At 35.1% G+C, this 19117-nt stretch carries 18 protein-coding genes; 12 read left to right on the top strand and 6 right to left on the bottom strand.

The features are described 5' to 3' along the window. Nucleotides 1-4: 4 nt before the first annotated feature. Both LEP1GSC059_RS10010 and queA read right to left on the bottom strand, forming a co-directional pair. Nucleotides 5-1627 (bottom strand): AAA family ATPase, encoded by a 1623-nt coding sequence (locus tag LEP1GSC059_RS10010; protein ID WP_002179851.1) that lies wholly within the window; start codon nucleotides 1625-1627, stop codon nucleotides 5-7. Nucleotides 1628-1651: 24 nt separating this feature from the next. Continuing rightward, a complete protein-coding gene (gene queA / locus LEP1GSC059_RS10005; RefSeq protein ID WP_020980680.1) occupies nucleotides 1652-2704 on the bottom strand; it encodes a tRNA preQ1(34) S-adenosylmethionine ribosyltransferase-isomerase QueA in 1053 nt (350 codons plus the stop codon). 227 nt (nucleotides 2705-2931) lie between these two features. Between queA and LEP1GSC059_RS10000 the strand changes: the two genes are divergently transcribed. The 9 genes from LEP1GSC059_RS10000 (at nucleotide 2932) to LEP1GSC059_RS09955 (ending at nucleotide 13278) form a co-directional block, all read left to right on the top strand. Next, nucleotides 2932-4341, top strand: coding sequence for a glycosyltransferase family 87 protein (locus LEP1GSC059_RS10000; RefSeq protein ID WP_017213386.1), 1410 nt, complete (start codon nucleotides 2932-2934; stop codon nucleotides 4339-4341). Between the two features lie 19 nt (nucleotides 4342-4360). Then, nucleotides 4361-5503: a glycosyltransferase family 4 protein gene (locus tag LEP1GSC059_RS09995; protein ID WP_017213387.1), complete on the top strand. Its 1143-nt coding sequence runs from the start codon at nucleotides 4361-4363 to the stop codon at nucleotides 5501-5503. Between the two features lie 4 nt (nucleotides 5504-5507). Further along, entirely contained in the window at nucleotides 5508-6098 is a 591-nt protein-coding gene (locus LEP1GSC059_RS09990; RefSeq protein ID WP_002180085.1) for an LIC20162 family protein, read from the top strand. A 323-nt stretch (nucleotides 6099-6421) separates the two neighbouring features. Further along, complete coding sequence (locus LEP1GSC059_RS09980; RefSeq protein WP_155243425.1) at nucleotides 6422-7807, top strand: hypothetical protein; 1386 nt, start codon at nucleotides 6422-6424, stop codon at nucleotides 7805-7807. Between the two features lie 71 nt (nucleotides 7808-7878). Next, nucleotides 7879-9291, top strand: a complete 1413-nt coding sequence (locus LEP1GSC059_RS09975) for an MBOAT family O-acyltransferase (protein ID WP_017213390.1) — start codon at nucleotides 7879-7881, stop codon at nucleotides 9289-9291. A 13-nt stretch (nucleotides 9292-9304) separates the two neighbouring features. Then, nucleotides 9305-10465 (top strand): SGNH/GDSL hydrolase family protein, encoded by a 1161-nt coding sequence (locus tag LEP1GSC059_RS09970; protein ID WP_020980656.1) that lies wholly within the window; start codon nucleotides 9305-9307, stop codon nucleotides 10463-10465. Further along, nucleotides 10462-11859 carry an MBOAT family O-acyltransferase gene (locus tag LEP1GSC059_RS09965; protein WP_017213392.1) on the top strand — a complete coding sequence of 466 codons (1398 nt, stop codon included), beginning with the start codon at nucleotides 10462-10464 and terminating at the stop codon, nucleotides 11857-11859. The genes LEP1GSC059_RS09970 and LEP1GSC059_RS09965 overlap by 4 nt, the downstream gene beginning before the upstream one ends. A 10-nt stretch (nucleotides 11860-11869) precedes the next feature. After that, a complete protein-coding gene (locus LEP1GSC059_RS09960) occupies nucleotides 11870-12937 on the top strand; it encodes a DUF1574 domain-containing protein (RefSeq protein WP_036057416.1) in 1068 nt (355 codons plus the stop codon). Continuing rightward, nucleotides 12934-13278 (top strand): nucleotide pyrophosphohydrolase, encoded by a 345-nt coding sequence (locus tag LEP1GSC059_RS09955; RefSeq protein ID WP_002179981.1) that lies wholly within the window; start codon nucleotides 12934-12936, stop codon nucleotides 13276-13278. Before LEP1GSC059_RS09960 ends, LEP1GSC059_RS09955 begins: the two co-directional genes overlap by 4 nt. A gap of 82 nt (nucleotides 13279-13360) precedes the next feature. Here the strand turns inward: LEP1GSC059_RS09955 and LEP1GSC059_RS09950 are convergent, their stop codons facing one another. Continuing rightward, nucleotides 13361-13861: a hypothetical protein gene (locus tag LEP1GSC059_RS09950; RefSeq protein WP_017213394.1), complete on the bottom strand. Its 501-nt coding sequence runs from the start codon at nucleotides 13859-13861 to the stop codon at nucleotides 13361-13363. Then, entirely contained in the window at nucleotides 13858-14778 is a 921-nt protein-coding gene (locus LEP1GSC059_RS09945; protein ID WP_017213395.1) for an ATP-binding protein, read from the bottom strand. Before LEP1GSC059_RS09945 ends, LEP1GSC059_RS09950 begins: the two co-directional genes overlap by 4 nt. Before the next feature lie 191 nt (nucleotides 14779-14969). Between LEP1GSC059_RS09945 and LEP1GSC059_RS09940 the strand changes: the two genes are divergently transcribed. Next, nucleotides 14970-15869 (top strand): NAD(+)/NADH kinase, encoded by a 900-nt coding sequence (locus LEP1GSC059_RS09940; protein WP_002180067.1) that lies wholly within the window; start codon nucleotides 14970-14972, stop codon nucleotides 15867-15869. Further along, nucleotides 15866-16210, top strand: a complete 345-nt coding sequence (locus LEP1GSC059_RS09935) for an STAS domain-containing protein (protein ID WP_002179716.1) — start codon at nucleotides 15866-15868, stop codon at nucleotides 16208-16210. The genes LEP1GSC059_RS09940 and LEP1GSC059_RS09935 overlap by 4 nt, the downstream gene beginning before the upstream one ends. Nucleotides 16211-16217: 7 nt before the next feature. Here LEP1GSC059_RS09935 and LEP1GSC059_RS09930 read toward each other — a convergent pair whose 3' ends face one another. Beyond that, nucleotides 16218-17822 carry a PhoX family protein gene (locus LEP1GSC059_RS09930; protein ID WP_036026897.1) on the bottom strand — a complete coding sequence of 535 codons (1605 nt, stop codon included), beginning with the start codon at nucleotides 17820-17822 and terminating at the stop codon, nucleotides 16218-16220. 248 nt (nucleotides 17823-18070) lie between these two features. Here LEP1GSC059_RS09930 and LEP1GSC059_RS09925 point away from each other — a divergent pair, with 248 nt between their 5' ends. Then, nucleotides 18071-18562 carry a hypothetical protein gene (locus LEP1GSC059_RS09925; RefSeq protein ID WP_017213396.1) on the top strand — a complete coding sequence of 164 codons (492 nt, stop codon included), beginning with the start codon at nucleotides 18071-18073 and terminating at the stop codon, nucleotides 18560-18562. Here LEP1GSC059_RS09925 and LEP1GSC059_RS09920 read toward each other — a convergent pair. Next, complete coding sequence (locus LEP1GSC059_RS09920; protein ID WP_017213397.1) at nucleotides 18543-19112, bottom strand: hypothetical protein; 570 nt, start codon at nucleotides 19110-19112, stop codon at nucleotides 18543-18545. The two genes, LEP1GSC059_RS09925 and LEP1GSC059_RS09920, sit on opposite strands and share 20 nt — an antisense overlap. Between the last annotated feature and the right edge of the window lie 5 nt (nucleotides 19113-19117).

Genomic DNA, 19117 nt, shown 5'->3' with positions numbered 1-19117 from the left:
GTTTCTATATATGTTCTTCTTCTTTTTTCCGGTCGATTCTCTCCTCTATTAAATGGAACAAACTCCCGGGCGGATATTTTCCATTTTTGCCAAATTTTCCGGCTTGGATTCCAAAAACTTCCGGAATCAATTCCTCTACGTGAGAACAGGTAAAGATTTGAAATTTTCCCTTGTCCATAGCCTTACGAATAGGAGAAGGCAAGTTCAAATCCCGTAAATTGGCAGTGGGTATATAAACCGAATATTTATCCCTCGAATTTCCTACAATCTGAATTATTTCGTACCAAGCAGAGATTTTTGTATTTACCGAACCAACCGGAAGAATTTCTCCATACTGGGAAAGCGCTCCGGTCACTGCAATATTACAAGGAATTTCAAGACCGGCAAGCGCAGAAAGGATCGCAAGAAGTTCAGCGCAACTCGCAGAGTCTCCGTCAATTGGAGAATAGTTTTGTTCAAATAAAATGGAAGCGTCCAAACCGAAAGATTGTATATGAGAGAACATTCCTTTAATATAAGATTGTAATATAAAAACTCCCTTATCGTGTAAGTCTCCAGAAAGATTTACTTCTCTTTCGATATTGATAAAATTTCCGGAACCAAGTGCAACTCTTGCCGAAACTTGATTTACCTGACCAAAATCTGCTAAAGAAGAATGGAGTAATATCACGGAAAGACCGTTGATTCTCCCAGTCTTTTTTCCTTTGAGTTGAATCGTATTTAAACCTTCTCTTACACTTTCTAAATATCTTCTTTTGTATACGGCGATCCTTTTTTCTACGGATTCGATCGCAGATTCTACCTGAATTCTAGTAATTGGTTTTTTTTCTTTTCGATAGAGTACTAAAAGTTCTCCTACAAATGTCCTAAGCTCTGCAAAGGAAAGAGAAAGTCTTGTTCTACTATCATTCCATCTCAGTCCTATTTCGAGTAACGTGTCCACGGCGGATGAATCAAATTCTGGATACCCTGGTTTTTCCCAGGAATGAATCAATCCCCCAAAAAGTTGAAGATTTTTTTTAGTCTTCATCACTGCCTCGTATGGTAGATGAATCTTAAAAGAAAAACTGTCATAAAAATCAGGATCGATTCCAGAAATAAAATCTACTTCTCCTTCTTCTCCTGCTAGGATGAGTCGAAAGCGAGTATCAACCGAAGGATGAAAACGATTCATTTCTTTGGAACCAGTCATTTCGGGTAACGTTAAAAAATCTATTTTACCAGTTTGTAATACTTCTTTGACTAGAAAGTATAAATTAGAATCTTCCGTGAGGGCTCGCATAGGTAATAAGAGATAACCTCCGTCTGCTTCAGCCATTTTACCAGGTCGGTATTCCGTATTTCCCGGAAATCCTGCGAGAGTCAAAAATCCAGGATGAGGATCACAGATGACTTTGATATTTTTTTTCAAACTAGAGATGTATTCTTGCAATAAGGTAAGATTAGATTCTAATCCCGGTCCCGTAATCAGAATGTTAGAAAAGATTCCAGGATTTTCCAATGCTTTGGGTAAGGAACTGAGTTCTTCTCTGTGAAAGGCTAAAAAATCGGGAAGGCCGTTTTTAGGTTTCTGTTTTCCTGCATGTAGTTTGATCGCCGATTGATTGGAAGTTATTCTTTTAATCACTAAAACGATTCTCCGCTAAGTTCCTTAAGGAATCAATTCTATTCCTAAAATCAACATTGCATCTCCATAAGAGTAAAATCTAAATTTTTCTTGGATTGCTTTTTGATACGCTTTTAAAATCAAATCCTTTCCTGCAAACGCGGAAACTAATAGAAGCAAACTAGAACTCGGAAGATGGAAGTTTGTGATTAGACCTTGACAACTTTGTAATCTATCTTCCGGAAGAATAAAAAGTTCCGTAGCTCCTGGACCAGAACGAAATGAATCGGTAACTGGATCGTAAGCGGATTCGAGCGCTCTCAAGGTGGTGGTCCCGATCGAAAAGATTCTTCTTCTTTCTTTTTTAGCAAGATTCAACATTTGTGCGCTTGGCTCTTCTAAAAAAAATTCTTCTCGATGTAATTTTTGACTTTGGAAATTTTCTTCCGCAAGTGGTTGAAAAGTTCCGTACCCTACTTTGAGTTCTAAAGTACAGAATTGTATTTTTTTTTCTTTCAAAGTTTTGAATATATTTTCCGAAAAATGTAAACCCGCAGTTGGCGCAGCCACCGAACCTGGTGTTTTTGCAAATAGAGTCTGATATCTGATTTCGTCTTCAGAATCTGCGTTTCTTTTGAGATAAGGAGGAATCGGAATCTCTCCGATTTGTTGAAAGTCCTCTTCTTGAAGCGGGTGTTTGGGTTTTAAAAATACAAATTCTTCTTCTTTCTTTTCGATTGTAAATAAAATGAGTTTTGTTTTTTCATCGTAGAGTTGTTCTCCCATCTTTAACTTTTTAGAGTTTCTAATTTTACATCTCCAGAGTGATTCTTTTTCTTCCAGAAACATGGCCTCGTGAATTCTATTTTTAGACCTGAGATAAACCCTACGTTTACTTACTTTGGTATGATTGGCGACTAATAGATCTCCCTCTCTTAAATAAGAAATTACATTTTTAAAGGAAGGTTCACTCGAAATTTCTCCAGTGTTTACATCCAGGACCATTAATCTACTCTCATCCCGATTGGCTACCGGATAACGTGCAATCCTTTCTTCGGACAATATAAACTCAAATTCTTTGAGGTCTTTAAATAACATCTTTTTGAATGAACAGCGTAACGTTGTTAAATTTTTTAGGCTAAAGAGTATCTCAAGAAACTTTTTTCAAATATGACTCAAAACCATTTAAGTTAAATTTAATTTTTGAAACCCGTTTTAATAAAAAACAATTTGATAGGGTTTTGTATACAGAAATGAAAAAAGTCTGCTTCACAAATCGGGCCCATTGTTGAACGCTCCCCTTTAGAAACAAAGCAGAAAAGAAAATGTATGATTTTTTATTGGTTGGCTTTTCTAAAGGAATTGAAAAGTGTTTCAGAATGCAATTGAGAACCTGGATTGTTGCAGGAACCATCCTATTTTTTTCTCTCTTCTTTATCAACGGTATATTAAAATCCGAAAACAGATCTGATTTTCGGGATTATTATAATGCTTCGATTCGATTTACTCAAGGAAACAATTTATACAACCTAGATCAGATCGAAGAAATTCTTACAAAACTTAGATCGGGTGAAATTAAAATCGAAGAGATTTTTACCCCAAAAGTTTTTCTACAGCTGAAAGATATGATGGAAGGAGTTGGTTCTTATATCTACCCACCTACGTTTGCTTTTTTACTCATCCCGATTTCCCTGTTTCCGTACGAAGTTGCATCTGCAATTTTTCTTACGTTGAATTTTTTGGCTTTGTTAGGTTCTTTGTATATTCTTTCCATTCGTTTTCATCGAAAAGGGAATTTACTTTTTATCATTGTTCTTTGTATCCTCAATTTAAGATTTTTAGAAAATCATCAGAACAATAATCAAGTTAGTTTGATTCTAATTTTTTTGATTTTGACTTCCGTCCATACCAACAAAAACTGGTTATCCGGTTTTTTACTTTCTCTTGCAATCGTAATCAAACTGACTCCGGGGGCTTTTCTTCTTTTTTTTCTAATGCAAAAACGTTACCAGGTAATTTTATACACGTTTGTATTTGTTCTATTTTGGATTTTACTTCCTTGTTTATATGCACCTTCATTTACAATCGAAATGACTTTGGCTTGGAAACAATTGATTTTAGACAACTATTTGAAATCTCCTCTGTTTAGAGCCTGGAAGAACAATCAAAGTTTGAACGCAACACTTGCAAAATATTTCTTAAATTATGCGGATGTTCTAAACCAATCTCGACTTGGATATCCTATACAAGAATTGAATGAATGGGTTGTTAAAGGAATGTATTCTATTCTTTCTTTAGCTCTTGTAGTTCCGTTCTTCTGGAAAGTATTTGCAAAACGTAATGTAGAATTGACTTTGGGTTGTTTGTTCGTTTTTTCGATTGTATTTAGCGGAATTTCTTGGGTACACGCTTTTGTTTTTCTTTTATATCCTTCCGGAATTTTACTCGATCGGACTTGGTCTTTTACGGAACGTTCGGTCCTTCCTTTTTGGAAAACAACTTCTAGTTCTTTTCCAAAAAAGATTATAAATTCCATAAAACTTATATTTGAAAAGGATAAAGTGTCTTTTTATTTTATAGTAGGCTCAGTTTTGATTCTTCTTTTTAACCGTTCGATTTTAGGTAACGGTTTAGAAGAAAAATTAATGATGGCTTCTTATCTTTTGTATTTTGCGATTTTTCAATACGTTTTGCTTTTATTCTCTCTGAAGTATAAAACTCCAGAAAAGAATTAAAATTGATAACCAATTTACGATGCCGATTCAAACTAACGAACTTAAATACAAACCTAGAGTAGGAGTGGATGTTCGTCCTCTTGCCTATGGAATTACTGGGAACTCCAGATACCTTGCCGAAGTTTTAAGAAGATTGATTCGAAACGATTCACCTTTAGAATACTATCTCTATTCCAATAAACCAATTCATACAGTATTTTATGATATTCTTTCTAATCCAAATTCTAGATTTTTTATGACCGGAAAATTTCCTGGGATCGTTTGGCTGAACTGTACAGTTCCAAAAAGAATCAGAAAAGATCGATTGGATATTTTTTGGGGAACTCTTCAGTTGCTCCCTCTAATCTGCGGTGATGCGTTAACGGCAGTAAATTATCATGATCTTAATTTTCGGGCTGCTCCTAAGACAATGACGACCGCAAACTTTTGGCAGCATAAAATTCTTTCTCCTAAAACATTAAATCGTGCCGATCTTATATTTTGTCTTTCCGAAAATACACGTCAGGATATTTTAAAATTTAAATCGAATTTAAATCCAAAATTGAAAGTAGTCTATCCCGGAGTAGAATCTTTTCCTTCTTTTCAAGAACCACTTCAAAAACTTCCTGAAAATTTTTTATTTACCATAGGAACCTTAGAACCTAGAAAAAATCTGAACACTTTGATTAACGCTTATTTAAAACTAAAAGAGCAAAATTCTTCTTATCCTTTTCCATTTGTAATCGCCGGCCGTTTAGGTTGGAAATCAGAAGGTCTGACAAAACTCTTAAAAGAAGGTAATTTAGAATCCGAAGGAATTTTTTTTGTAGAGAATCCAACAGACGAAGTTCTTGCTTGGTTATATCAAAAATGTTCCGCGTTTTTATTTCCTTCGACCCATGAAGGTTTTGGACTTCCTTTGATAGAAGCTCTTCGGGAAGGAAAAATTTGTGTCGCTTCCGATATTCCCGTGTTCCATGAAATTTTAGAAAGAGACGTAGATTTGTTTGCGGAACCTTTGAATGTAGATTCTTGGGTTTCTTCTTTATTACAATTACCTAATAAAAAACTAAAAAGGTCTTCCGTTTGGGATACGTCTCAGTGGAGCTGGGATCAGACAGCAAAAAAAATCGAAGAAGGTTTGATCGATCTTTGGAAACATAGAAAGGAATTACATCGTTAGAAATATGAAACAGAATGAAAAAAAAATTTACTCCGGTTGGGAATCCCTAAATTCAAATCAAGTGGGAACTCCAATTCGCTTGAAAATCAATCTCATTCCTCCGGCATTTATTACTTTAATCGTCTTTGGAATGTTATACGGTTGTTATCTCGCGGTGGAAATTTCCGCTTTTTATCTTCAAAAATTTACCGATTTTCTATTGATTCCGAAAGTTTTAAATCTTCCAATTTTACAGGACCAAAGATTGTATTTGGCGGTTGGTGCCCTTGTTTTCGGTTATATAGGATTTGCTTTTATTTTAGATTGGGTTCGTTTTATCGGTAGAACTTGTTTCACCTTTTTATTTCTGAGAGGAGATTTTCTTTTTTTAGAAAGGAAGTTTTTCTTCGACAAGGATGTCTTTCAGTGGAATCGAAAACAAAACGGAATTCAAGTTATACATAAAACCGGTTTATTAAGAGGATTTTTAGGTTTGGAAAGAATTGTAATTTTTGTTCCTGATCTAAAATCGGAAGGCAAGGTTTCTGGACTTTATTCTCCATTTTTTTTTCCAAGTCAAAACGAAAATTTAATCCGAGGACTATTTGAATATTAGAATATACAAATTGATTTGAATTAATTCGGAAATTTTTATCTACAACCTCTATTAAATAAATTTTTAATTTAGTGAAAATTATAAAAACGGCGCAACCTTATGCAGAAATTTAGATCCGATGAGATTCACTTTAGAATTGATCCCAAAAACTGAAAAGAAATCAAACGATCCATTGTACGGTAATTCCTACTATGGATTACGTTGTCTTTGGACTGTTTACAAACTTTTCTCTACCGTTAAAAGTTGTAATAGTTTCCACGTTTTGAGATTTTACAAAAATCTATTAGAAAAACTTCAAAAGACATACGTTTAATGGATGTTTAGTGATGACACGAGCCTTGCAAAATAAAATTTTTTTCGGTTTTCTGATCTTATTTTTGTTTTCCGTTTTTCTTTTCGATCTTCGTTTTCTTTCCAGACATTACGATTGGGACGCAATCGTTTACGCCTACAATATCAACTCCGATCTTATCTGGAGAATTTTTTACAATCCTCACCATTTAGGTTTTGAAAGTAGCGGTTATTTATATCTCAAACTTTGGAGAGAATGGATTGGAAGAGATTCTGTGATGTTCGGACTTCGACTACGAATTTTAATTTCCGCATTACTTTTTCTTTTTTGTTTTATTTATATGTATCGTAAAATTTATTCAGATACGTTAGGCGCGATCATATTGGGTTTAGCCGTTCATTTTTCTCAAGGGTTTTGGTTCTATTCACAACACAATGATACTCCTCTAATTCACTCGTGTTTAACCGCGACTTTGTATTTGTTTTGTGTTTATTTTGCTAAAAAAGGACATTCTCCGATTTCTTTGATCATCCTTTTTACAATTCAATTGTTTGGAGTTTATTTCCATCAATCGGATATTTTATTTTTACCTTTGGTTCCGATTTCAATTTTATTTTCTCGAACTTGGAAAGGAAAAGATTTCGAACTCCCTCAAAAGTTACGTTATACACTTTTATACTGTTTTTTACTGATTGGAATTTTGACTCTTTCTTATCTTTACGTCGGTTTTATTTTATTGAATAGAAATCTTTCTTCTCCTTTGGACAGTGAAAGAAATTTTGCGAACTGGCTTTTTTTATATGCCACTAAGGATAAATGGGGAAATTCTCCAGAGGCAAAAAATTATGTAATGAATTTTTATCGAGGGATCGGAGATGCGTTTCTCAATTTTGAAGGAATCAAAAACGGCTTGAGAGTTCGTCTACATTCTTGGGAACAAAGAGAGTCCTTACCTTATAACCTAAATCTCATCTTTTGGGTTTTTATTCTTTGTATGTTTTTTTTCAATTTTAAAAATATCTGGAAACGGTTTCGAACCGAGACAATTCTACTTTTGTTTTGGCTCGTTCCGTCCATTTTATTTTATACATGGTGGGAAGGTTACTTCTTTGAGTTTTGGGTGGGGACTTCGATAGGTATGATTCTTCTTGCAGGTTTGACTTTAAAATCTATCGAGTTTCAGACATTTTCATTTGGAAGTAGAGCAATTTATCATTCGATACTCTTTGTTTGGTGTCTTCTTTTATTTTTAGTTAATTTTTCTTTTTCTACACTCCCCCACTCTAAGAAAAAAACTGTAAGTTACATCCAAGGAATTGAATTCAAACTAGAATCGATTCTTCCTGAAAAAATTTATTCCACTGAATCGGAAAAAACCAGTATTTTTGATATGAATTCTAACGCTCCAAGTTTGTAAATTGAAGTTGTAAGTATATTCTATTTTGAAAAACTGCTCTTCAGATATTCCAAAGCTTGATTTAGACGAAAATGCTTTTTAACTCTCTTCACTTTCTATTTTTCTTTCCTATCGTACTCATTCTTAATCATCTATTAAAAGGAAAGATACAAAGAATTTTTCTTTTAGGCGCAAGTTTTTATTTTTATATGTCTTGGAGAAAAGAATTTATCCTTCTTTTACTCTATTCAATTGTCATCGATTATTTCGTTTCTCTCAAAATTCAAGCGGCTGCAGATGCTAAAAAAAGAAAACTCTGGCTTTTATTATCCCTTGCCACTAATTTAGGGCTACTCGCCTACTTTAAATATACGAACTTTTTTTTAGGAGTGGTAAACGATCTCACTCCTGCAGCAGGGTTTAAATTCGCATATTATGATATAGTACTTCCAGTTGGAATTTCATTTTATACGTTTCAATCTTTAAGTTATACAATTGACGTATATCGAGGACAAATAGAAGCCAAAAGATCTTTTTTAGATTTTGCGCTTTACGTTTCCTTTTTTCCTCAATTGGTAGCCGGGCCGATCGTTCGCGCGCAAACATTCTTTCGAGATTTGGAACTTCCTCTTCCTGTCCAAAAAGAAGACATACAAATTGCGTTTTGTCAGATTCTGATTGGTTTTACTCGTAAAATTGTTTTTGCAGACAATCTAGCAAAAGTAGTAGATTTTACTTTTGCAAATTATACGACCCTTAATCCGATCGAAATTTGGACAGGAGCGCTCGCGTTTGGTTGGCAGATTTATTTTGACTTTGCAGGTTATACCGATATAGCCATTGGTGTGGCTCGCCTTTTTGGATATAAGTTCGATCCTAATTTTAATTTTCCAATGGTTGCAAGAAATATAACAGATCATTGGTCTCGTTGGCATATATCTTTTTCTACTTGGATTCGGGACTATATTTTTATTCCGCTCGGAGGATCAAGAGGAAACACGCTCCTCACGTATAGAAATATATTCATTACTTGGTTTTTTGCGGGAGTTTGGCACGGAGCAGCGTATCATTTTATCAGTTGGGGGCTCTGGCAGGGAATTATGATTTTTACACATAGAGAATATTCTAAAACTAGAGTTGCCTCTTTTCTAAACGAGAAAGGAGGAATTGTTTATGATATTTGTGCTAGAATTTTTACGATGTTTTGCCTAACGTTTGGATTTATCATGTTCAGAGCAGAGACAATGGAAAAGGCGATCCCTATGATGAAGTCTTTGCTATTTTTAGGACCGAACGGATTTGTAGGAATCAAAGGATATTCTAATTATACGTATGGGATTCTATTATTGATTTGTTTTATAGCATCTTATCTATTCGCAAAAAATAATATAGAAAAAATTGTTCAAAGTCGATGGAAATTCATACTTTTCTTTCTGGCAAACGTATTTATGCTTTTGATTTTCGGAATCACGGAAAGTCAGAGTTTTCTCTACTTTGCGTTTTAGGATAAAATCCGATATGAAAGAATATATTGCGTTTATCAAAGATTCTAAATTTTGGATTCCGGTTTTGATTCTAATTGGGCTCGAAACCGGAATGCAATTCGGTTGTTACAGACCTTTTTTAAAAAAGAATTCATACGCGGCTAACGTTTCTAGAATTACGAATCACGTTCTTGAAAAACAAAAAGAATTTGATCCGGACATTTTGGTCGTGGGAACATCGGTTGCATATCAAGGTTTGTCCATTCCCATTTTAAATCAGGAACTTTCTCCTTTAGGAAAAAAAGTTCAGTCTATTGCAATTCCGGGAACCGAGTTGATCGTTCAAGATCTGGCCGTTTTAAAAACTCTTCCTCACTTTAAAAACATAAAAACGGTAGTTCACGTCTTTGAAGTGACAACCCCCTGGGTTGGTCAAAAAGTTCTAAATCTACCTACCCTTGCGATGATCTCTGAATTCAATCGTCTGGAAGTGTATTCTAGAATTTACGATTTTGATTATCAAGTAAATGTAAACGATCTTATCTATATCACTTTGAAGTCTATCGCTTACAGAAGAGACATTCAAGATTTGATCTTAAGTCCTTCTAAAAGAATCAAAGATATTGGGAAACGTTTTAAAATAGAAAATCTGAATCCTTGGGACTATGAAAATTCATATTTAGAAAGGATCAGCATGTATCCTATTCAAGATATTTCCAACTGTATCGAAAAAACAGATCCTGCTAACGGCCAGCCAATTCCAGAAGGTTCGGATCGATTTCATAAAAAGGCGATCTTTGATACCTGTATTATTGCAAATCATATAGTAACACACGCAAATGAAGATGAAGTTACAAAACAGTACTTTGATCGTCTTAAAATTTTACACGACGAAATTAGAAGAATCGGAAAAGAAAATGGTCAAAACATACAAATAATCGGAGTAGTAGCGCCTTACAGCCAACTCATACAAAAGTGGAGACTTACGGAAAGAAACGAAGTTTGGAAAAGAGAACTGAAAAGAATCCATCCTTCTAATCCCGTTCCGTTATTCGATTATCAGGATATGTTGGATGGTTCTGATAACGGAGATTACTACTACGATCTGATTCATCTCAATTCAATCGGAATGAAAAAACTAACGCTCGCATTTGCGAAAGATTTGAAAGCAATTTTGGAAAAGGAAAACAAATGATCTTTACTTCCACTCTATTTCTTCTGTTCTTTCTTTGTGTTTATATTATTTATTGGAGTTATAACGGAAAAAGTTACAGAGAATGGGTGATCGTAATCGCTTCCTTGATTTTTTACGCCACGTGGAGTGTACCTTTTCTTTTTCATTTATTAGGTATTCTTTATATTAATTATTTAGCAATTCAAAGTCTATTTAAAAAGAAAAGTATATTTGTTCTAAGAACTATCGTCATTTTAGATCTGATCAATTTGGGAATATTTAAATACTTCTATTTTTTTACAGATAACTTTTACACTTGGACTGGTTGGGGATTTTTAGACCAAAAAACCTTCGGCTTTCAAATTATTCTACCACTTGCGATTAGTTTTTATACGTTCCAGATTATCGCGTTTGTAGTGGATGTTTACCGCGGAAAGATTATTGAAAATTGCAGTCTTTTTCGATTTGTACTTTTTATTCTATTTTTTCCACAGTTGGTAGCCGGTCCGATCATGAGGCATCAAGATTTTTTTCCTATCTTAGATAAGGTAAAAATCAAACCTTCTTACATTTACACAGGTTTGTATCTCTTAGGACTCGGGATTGCAAAGAAAATTTTAGTCGCAGATAATATTGCCGCCTTGATAGATCCAGTATATAGAAACCCTTCCGAGTACGACGGCAATTCTCTTTTTTGGGCGGCGCAGGGATTTACCTGGCAAGTCTACTGTGATTTTAGTGGTTATACAGATATAGCAAGAGGTTGTGCTTTTCTTTTAGGTTTTAATATTCCAGTAAATTTTCGTGCTCCTTTTTTCGGACAAAACGTTCAGGATCTATGGAGAAGGTGGCACGTTACACTCGCTACTTGGCTCAGAGATTATATTTATATTCCGTTAGGTGGTTCCAGAACTTCAGAGCCTAGGGTTTATTTAAATCTAATCACTACGTTTACGTTAGGCGGCCTTTGGCATGGGGCTAGTTGGACTTACGTGGTATGGGGTTTTTGGCACGGCTTTTGGTTAGTGATTGATCGATTGCTGGAAAAGATCGGTGTTCCAAAACTACCCGAAAAAGGATTTATATGGTGGGTGGTTCGTGCTTTTTTCGTATATTCAATTTTTATGATAGGAGCCGTTTTTTTTCGCGCTCAATCTATTTCGGATGCTTGGTACGTTTTCTATTACGGGGTTCAGTGGATCACCGAACCTACAAAATCGATATTAAAAAGTTCTTTATTAATTCCGTTTTTGGCTGGAGGAATTTTACTTCATACATTGGAATATTTTGAAAAGTGGCCTCGGTTTTATTTTAAATATCGTAAAATTCTAATTTCCATTTTTCTAATTTTATTAGTTCTACTTCTTTCCAATTACGCGGGCAAAAGTCAGGACTTTATCTATTTTCAGTTTTAAGGGAGGAATGATGAACATCCTAAAACGATCGAACCTGGTTCCTTTATTTCGTAAAAAGCTACTAACGGTTCCGCTCTTATTCTTTACTTTTACACTTTCTTTGGATCGTCTTTTATCTTCTCAGTTAGTTCGCCCCTATACCGAAGCGGGAGCGGAATATTACTTTTATGAAATGAAGGATAGAGTATTTTCCGCCTTAATCAAAGAAAAGTCAGTTTCTAAAGAAAATCAAAAAAGCTTAATTTTTTTTGGGACTTCACACATGGGGGAATTTTCACTCGATGTGATTCGTAGAAAAAGATCGGATCTAATCATATATAATTTTTCTGCACCTTCGGCGCCTTTTTCGTATCATAACTACAATTTGGAAAAAATACTTTCCTCTGGGATCAAACCGGACTACGCGATTTTAGAATTTTATCCAGATTCAATGACGGATTTCTGCAACCGTTATCCATTACGTTACTCTTATGATCTTCCGTATTTTTTGCGTTATGCGAATTGGTTTTCTACAAATGACTGGGATACGTTTTTAAGATCCAAGGTTTTTAGAACTACGGTGTTTCCTCCTAGATTTAAAGAAGCGATGGGAAGAATCAAAGATCCTAGTTCCAAAGATACGATCCTTGCAGTTCGAAATCTTCTCATGACCGAATCAGATAAGTTTAATGGAGGAATTCCAAACGTACTATTGACCAATACTCCTCCGGAAAAATTAGAAGAAGAAGCGATAAAATATTACAACGAAATCTATCGTTATATTAACCTCTCTCCAGTTCAGAAAAAATTTCTGTTCCGATTTTTAGAAACCGCTGAAAAAAACAGGATCAAAGTAATCCTTTGGTCACCACTGTTGTATGAAGGTTTGGAAAGTAGAGTTAAATCTGCAGGGTTTTATCCTACTTGGCAAAACATCCGTAAAGAAATATTAGAATTTAAGAATGTAACTCCACTCGATATGAATGAGTTTCGCGACCAAGTAAAATGTAGAAAATATATAGATCCTCATCATTTGAGCGGAGGCTGTTACTTAGAACCAACTGAAATATTAGTAGATCAATTGGATACACAAAGATGAACGAAAATGAACTCTCTTTCAATCAGGCTCAAAAAAAAGTAGATCTATGGATTTCCGAATTTGGAGTCCGGTATTTTTCGGAACTTACCAATCTTGCGATCCTCATGGAAGAAATGGGAGAATTTGCTAGATTAGTCGCGAGAAAATACGGTGACCAATCCTTTAAAAAAGGGGAAGATCCGGAAGGAATTTCTAAGGAAATGGGAGACATGTTATTCGTACTAATCTGTCTTGCTAATCAGATGGGCATTTCTTTAGAAGATGCGTTACGCGCTACTTTAAAGAAAAACACAGAAAGAGATAAGAATCGCCACAAGGAAAATCCAAAACTTCAGGCGTAAAAAAGTAGTAGTTCTTAAACTGTTCTGCTTTAATGGATTTCAAAACGAGTTTGCATCAATCAGATTACTTTTTTGTAAACGTTCACTCTAAATTTTTGAGATCTTTTAAAATTTCTTCTTCATAATTTATTTTTAAACGATCCAAAAAGTTGCCCTGCAAAAGAATTTTATCATTTAAGAAGAAAGAAAACAATTCGTTTAACAATTTTCTTTTTTCTTCAAAACCGGTAAACAACCATTCTAAAAGTTCCAAAGCAAGATCCATTCTTTCTTCAGCTTGAATCATATTAAAAAATTCTTGTTTGATTTTTTCTTCCTGATTAGCTTTTAAAAGACTCCGGATCTTTTCGGGATAAAGATTGAGTAATGTTTGTTTTTTAGCGTTGGGAGTGAATACAAAATGTTTTTTACCGGAAGTTAAATGAGAAAGAACCGCGTCTTCTGCATCTTTAGACGATATCCCATCTTCTTGCAAAGTTTTGAATATAACTTCTCCCAGTAAAAAATCTCGAAAGGGATAAAACGGAAATCCTCCGTCTGTCGCGGAATCGCCATCTCCGAATTGATCCGATTGGTCGTTCATTCTTTTTCAATCTCAACTTGTTTACGAATTTTTTCAAAAAGATTCTCAAGTTCAGAAGAAGTAAATTCCTTCGTAGGTTCGAAAGAACAAAATACAGTCCTATAATATTTATCTTTATGGACGAGATAAAAACCGGATGTTTCCATCATAGTTCTAAGTTTGGTTTCTCTAGAGGAAACAACCACAACCGTAACCGAAGACAGTTTACTTTTTCTATGATCAATATGAAAATAACAGAGCGCCTCTTCCGGGTCCAATCGATCAATCTCTTCTTTAATTTCATCAAAACTCGTTACATCCCTCGGACCTTTTGGATCTTTATAATTGATCAAAACCCTTTTGAAATAATGCATTTTATTTCCTTCGGGAGTGATCTCTACTCCGTTTAAGATCCTTCTTTCGTCCGCCAATTCCTTCATCAAAAATTCTCCTCTGCCCCTAGAATTTTCTATGTCGAAATGTTCAGAGGAAACGTCTCCTTTTTTTACGTTCTCATTAATTTGAGAAAGAGTGTATTTCATCCCCGGCTGCATCTCGTGTTTGAAAGACATCTTAAAAAATGGATTTATAACTTCATTATGTAATTCTAATTCGATTTCGGCGTATTTTCCATAACCGTGTTCCACGATGTTTTGAATCGCTTCGGTGGCGATAATCCGGATCGTATCTGGATCCAACTCAGCTAACAAAGAATAACGATAAACAAAATTTTTAATTTCATACAGCGTTCCCAGACTTTCGTCAATTCTTCCTCGAATCTCATTGGTTACGATTTCTTCTCGAAAGATTCTGGCGTAATACCGAACGTTTGCCATTCCCTTTTTTAGATAAGGAGAACGTGCCGTATTTTCTATCTGCCGTTTGAGTTTTTTATTTTCTTCTTCTAATTCTCGAATTCGTTTCTCTTCTTGGGACATAAAAGCACTTTATTTCGTTTTTATATTTCACATTTTCAATCGTAAAGCAGTCAATTTCTAAACTAACTTGAGATGTTATGGATTCAAGTGATAATTCTAGTCACACTGAAAAAACAAAATGTATCTTTCATCTTCTGTATTCTTCAAAAAAATCTCGATCATTTAAAACAAATCTGTTTTCTTGTATCAGGATGTCCTTAAATAGATTAAAGACGGCCCAACGAGTCCTGATTTTAGGCAAACGAACTAAGTTCGAACTGGATTTAGAAGAATGGGGATCTCTTGAAAAAATTCAAAAAATTTATAAAATTCAAAACGACTCTTTTGCGAGAATTCACGAATCACATCTCAGGCAAATTTCCAATCGTGAAACTCTGAAACTTCTTTTTCCAAATGGGGATTTTACCTTTAGAAAAGACTTGGAACAAAAACCTCCTTCCGATTATGATCTAGTGATCGCGTTAGGAGGAGACAATCACTTTACCTTTGTTGCTCATCACGCGGTAGACACTCTCGTTTTAGGTTGTAATTCTGATCCGCCTACATCGGTGGGGGCTCTTCTTTCTTTTCATGTGGAAGATATTAAAAAAGCTCTGGAAACAAATTGGGAAAATACAATCTTAGAAGAATGGCCGTTAATCGAAGTCAAAATTCATTATCCGGACGGTAGAAAAATTAACACGTTAAGAGGAATCAGCGAAATTTCGATCCGAAACAACAGCCCCGATCTAACGAGTCGTTTTTTGATCTGCCATCAAAATCAAATGGAAGAACAAAAATGTTCCGGACTTTTAGTGTACACAGGAGCCGGTTCCACAGGTTGGGTCATGTCCTGCGAAAATACAGATACAAGTTTTGATAAACAATCTCCCTTTTTTAAAGTCTATTGTAGAGAACTTAGAAAAAAGGAACATACTCGGTATACTCTCGACCATTTTACAGTTACCGACAGTTTTAGCCTGATTTCAGAAATGAAAGGTGGAATTTCAATCGATTCTCTTGCGGAAACGATTTACGATTTTCCCCCCGGAGCAAAAGCTGAATTTAGCCTCTCTCAAAAAAAATTACACGTAGTGGTTCGTAAGTCATGAGTCAATTGAAGATTAAAAAAAAAGAAATTTCGACAGAAATTTTTGTTTATGCACTGGATGGAAGACTGGATGAAAGTAGTTTTACCGAATTTAAAACCGAAATCATAGATCCTCCTCATCCGAACGTAGTGATACTAAACCTAAACGAGCTGAAGTATGTTTCCAGTTCCGGAATACGTTCCATCTTCGAATTAAAACATAAACTTTCAAACGACGGTAAAAAACTTTTTCTGACGGAAGCTTCTGAAAAAGTGATTCAGATCTTTAACCTTTTAGGACTCTGGAAACCTTTTATTCATTTTGACACGGAAACTCAGGCGCTCGAAGCAGCGACAAAATAACATCTTACTACTTTAGGTAAATTGCAACTACTCCGGGCTTAGGTAGAAAATCTTCTCCGTGAGGCCAATGACTGGTTGGTTTTTTATAGTCTTTTGTGGTTTCTCCCGGATGTTGTACAGAAAGAAACAATTCCTTTTGATCGGGGGTAAACCAAAGCCCAGTCAACTCGGCTCCTACTGGAGAAGAAGCAAATTGATACGCCCGACCCGTATCGGTCCCGATCACAAACAATCCGTTATTTCCAAATTTCTTATATACAGATCTGTTTAAATTCTTAGCGGAAATGTCTGTTACGACCCAAAGATTTCCGTCCTTATCAAACGCAAGATTGTCTGGAGCGGCAAATCCAGAATTAGTCCCGCCCGCAATAAAAACTTCAAAATCAAATTCCAAACCGGCGTGGTCTTTCGATTTTTCCCGGATTCGTAAAATCTGACCAAATAAATTCCCATGTTTATCGTTGTTTGTCATCGCGATAAAAACGGTCCCGTCCAAAGGATGAATTTCTATATCCTCTGGACGATCCATAGGAGTTGCACCGCAGATTTTTGCGGCGGCTCTGCAATAGGCTAAAACGTCCGCTTGAGTCTCGAACTGTCTATTACCATTTTCTGTTTTATAATTTTTTAATGTTTCATTGGTTTCCAAATCTAACGGAATCCAAATTCCTTTATCAAAGTCTGCGGCGTATAAAATTCCTTCTTCTAATAAAGCTGAATTTTTTGCACCTAAAGAAGGATCATAGGATTTTTTAGATACGAACTTATATACAAATTCATCCCGGGCATCGTCTCCCATATATACCACCAACTTTCCGGAAGTAGACAATACAAGCGCCGCGTTTTCGTGTGCAAACCTTCCCAACGCAGTATGTTTTACAGGAACGGACTTTGGATCAAAAGGATCCACCTCAATTACCCAACCATAATGGGTTTCGTGGGGAAGTCTACAAGGTTCAATGATCCATTCTACATTTTCTTCGCAAGAAAGAACCGTATTCCAAAACGTTAGCCCCCCCGCACAATTTGCAAACGTTCCAAAAACCAGATTTGTATTTCCCACTGCTGGACTCCCAGCTACCGGACCCGTTAGACGAAATTTTGTAAGACCGTGGATTCTTCTTCCGTATTTGGAATCGGGGTTCAGAATCCATTCTCCTTTCTTTTTAGAAATATGGATCACGGAACCACCTAACGCATACAGATATTGTTCTATCTGTTTGTCTGTTCTTAAATTTGGCCCTTGTTTTTGACTGTCGTATCCATTTACATAATATTCTAATGTTCCTAAAGTTTCATGATTGTTCCAAAGAAGACCCGTATCGTTTTTTCCTTCTAAAGGAAAAAAACAATTAAAATCAGAATTAAAACCGAACGTGTCTCCTTGAATATTAATTCTATCTCCATAAAGAGCGATCGTATTGTATTTATAACCGAAGGGTAAGATTAAAAAATCTTGTTCGCTTGGAGAAATTGGTTGGAATTTTGGAAATTTATTCCGTTTTGACTTTAAAGGTTTTGAAGAAGAAGAAAGAATTCCGGATCTTGCAAGAGCCAAAGCAGCAGCACCCTTTCCTAAATATCGCAAGAATTGAGACCTGGATAAATTCATACGTCTAAATTTTCAAAACTACTCAAGGTAGCATCCTGAATTTCCAAAATGAAATTAAGTATGATTAAAATTTTTTAAAAGATTTAGTAGATCCAAAAATTAAATTCTTCATCGTTTTCTTTGAAAATAAAGATATTCTTTTATTTATCAATACAAAGCAAAAACACAATCAGGTTCATTTTTCGTATTCATTTTATTTGATTGTAATAATCCGAAGGAATTGAAAACTAACAGTTTAGAACTCTTTCATGAAGTATTCAACTCCATTTTATAAAATATTATTTACGATTGGTTTCGGTTCTATTTTATTTTTCCTTCCTTTTTATCTATTCGTCCACTCAGAAAACAAACAGCTGGATTGGATTTATCAAAAATTGAAAGAGCCAGGTCCTACTGTTTTTGGTACTCTTACGGAATCGGTTCGTATAGAAAAATCAGGAGGAAGAGCCTATCTAGTTTCTTACAGAGTCCCGGATGAATTTGGAAAGTTATACGAAATTACAGAACAAGTGGATGAAAATTTATATCAACGGCTTCGGGTAGGAGATAGCATAGAAGTACGAATACAAACTTTAGAAACTTTCGGAAAAATCCGCATGTTGGCCAGAATCAAAAAAAATTCTTTATCCATAAACGATTTCAATTTTTTAGAAATGTTTTCCAAAATTGGGCTTTGTTTCTCTTTAATTTTACTTGCCGTCGGATTTTATTATAGAGTTTTCAGGGATCAGGCAGTTTGATAAAAAAAGGATTTTCTTTTTGAAAAATCAACTGCACTTGATACGGTTCCATCACATAACGAGAAGGATTGATCTCGTAGGAAATATATAGAAAATATTTATCATATATTACAATATACATATATTCTTGAAATCGAATATGTTGCATCTGATTTCGGATACCGCGCATCCAAATGGAATCCGGATTTACCCTTTCATAACGAATATTAGCGGCTTTGATCTGTTTTAGATAGTCCTGAGTTATAGAAGGTTCTCTTTTTCTAAGTTCTAATTTAAAAGAACGAATCAAATTGTATTCTAACTTTGCTTTTTCAAGAGCGTCTACGTCTGGAATCGTTCGGAAATAATATTCGTAGTATTCCTTATCCAGAGTGCCCGCATTTTTTTTATGAATGTCTGCGTTCTCTTCCAGAACGGGTCCAGCAGAACTTTGTGTTCCTTGAGAGAGTAACGGCCCCCAATAGAAAAAGAAGATAAAGATAAAAATTTGTATTCGAAGCCGATCCATAAAACGCACAGTATAAGTATCGGATCGACTTCGAAATTCCAAGTCTT

The sequence above is a fragment of the Leptospira noguchii serovar Panama str. CZ214 genome (genome assembly GCF_000306255.2).
Taxonomy (GTDB): domain Bacteria; phylum Spirochaetota; class Leptospiria; order Leptospirales; family Leptospiraceae; genus Leptospira; species Leptospira noguchii.
The sequence above is the reverse complement of the archived record's forward strand: the minus strand, read 5'-3'. Positions and strand labels throughout refer to the sequence as shown.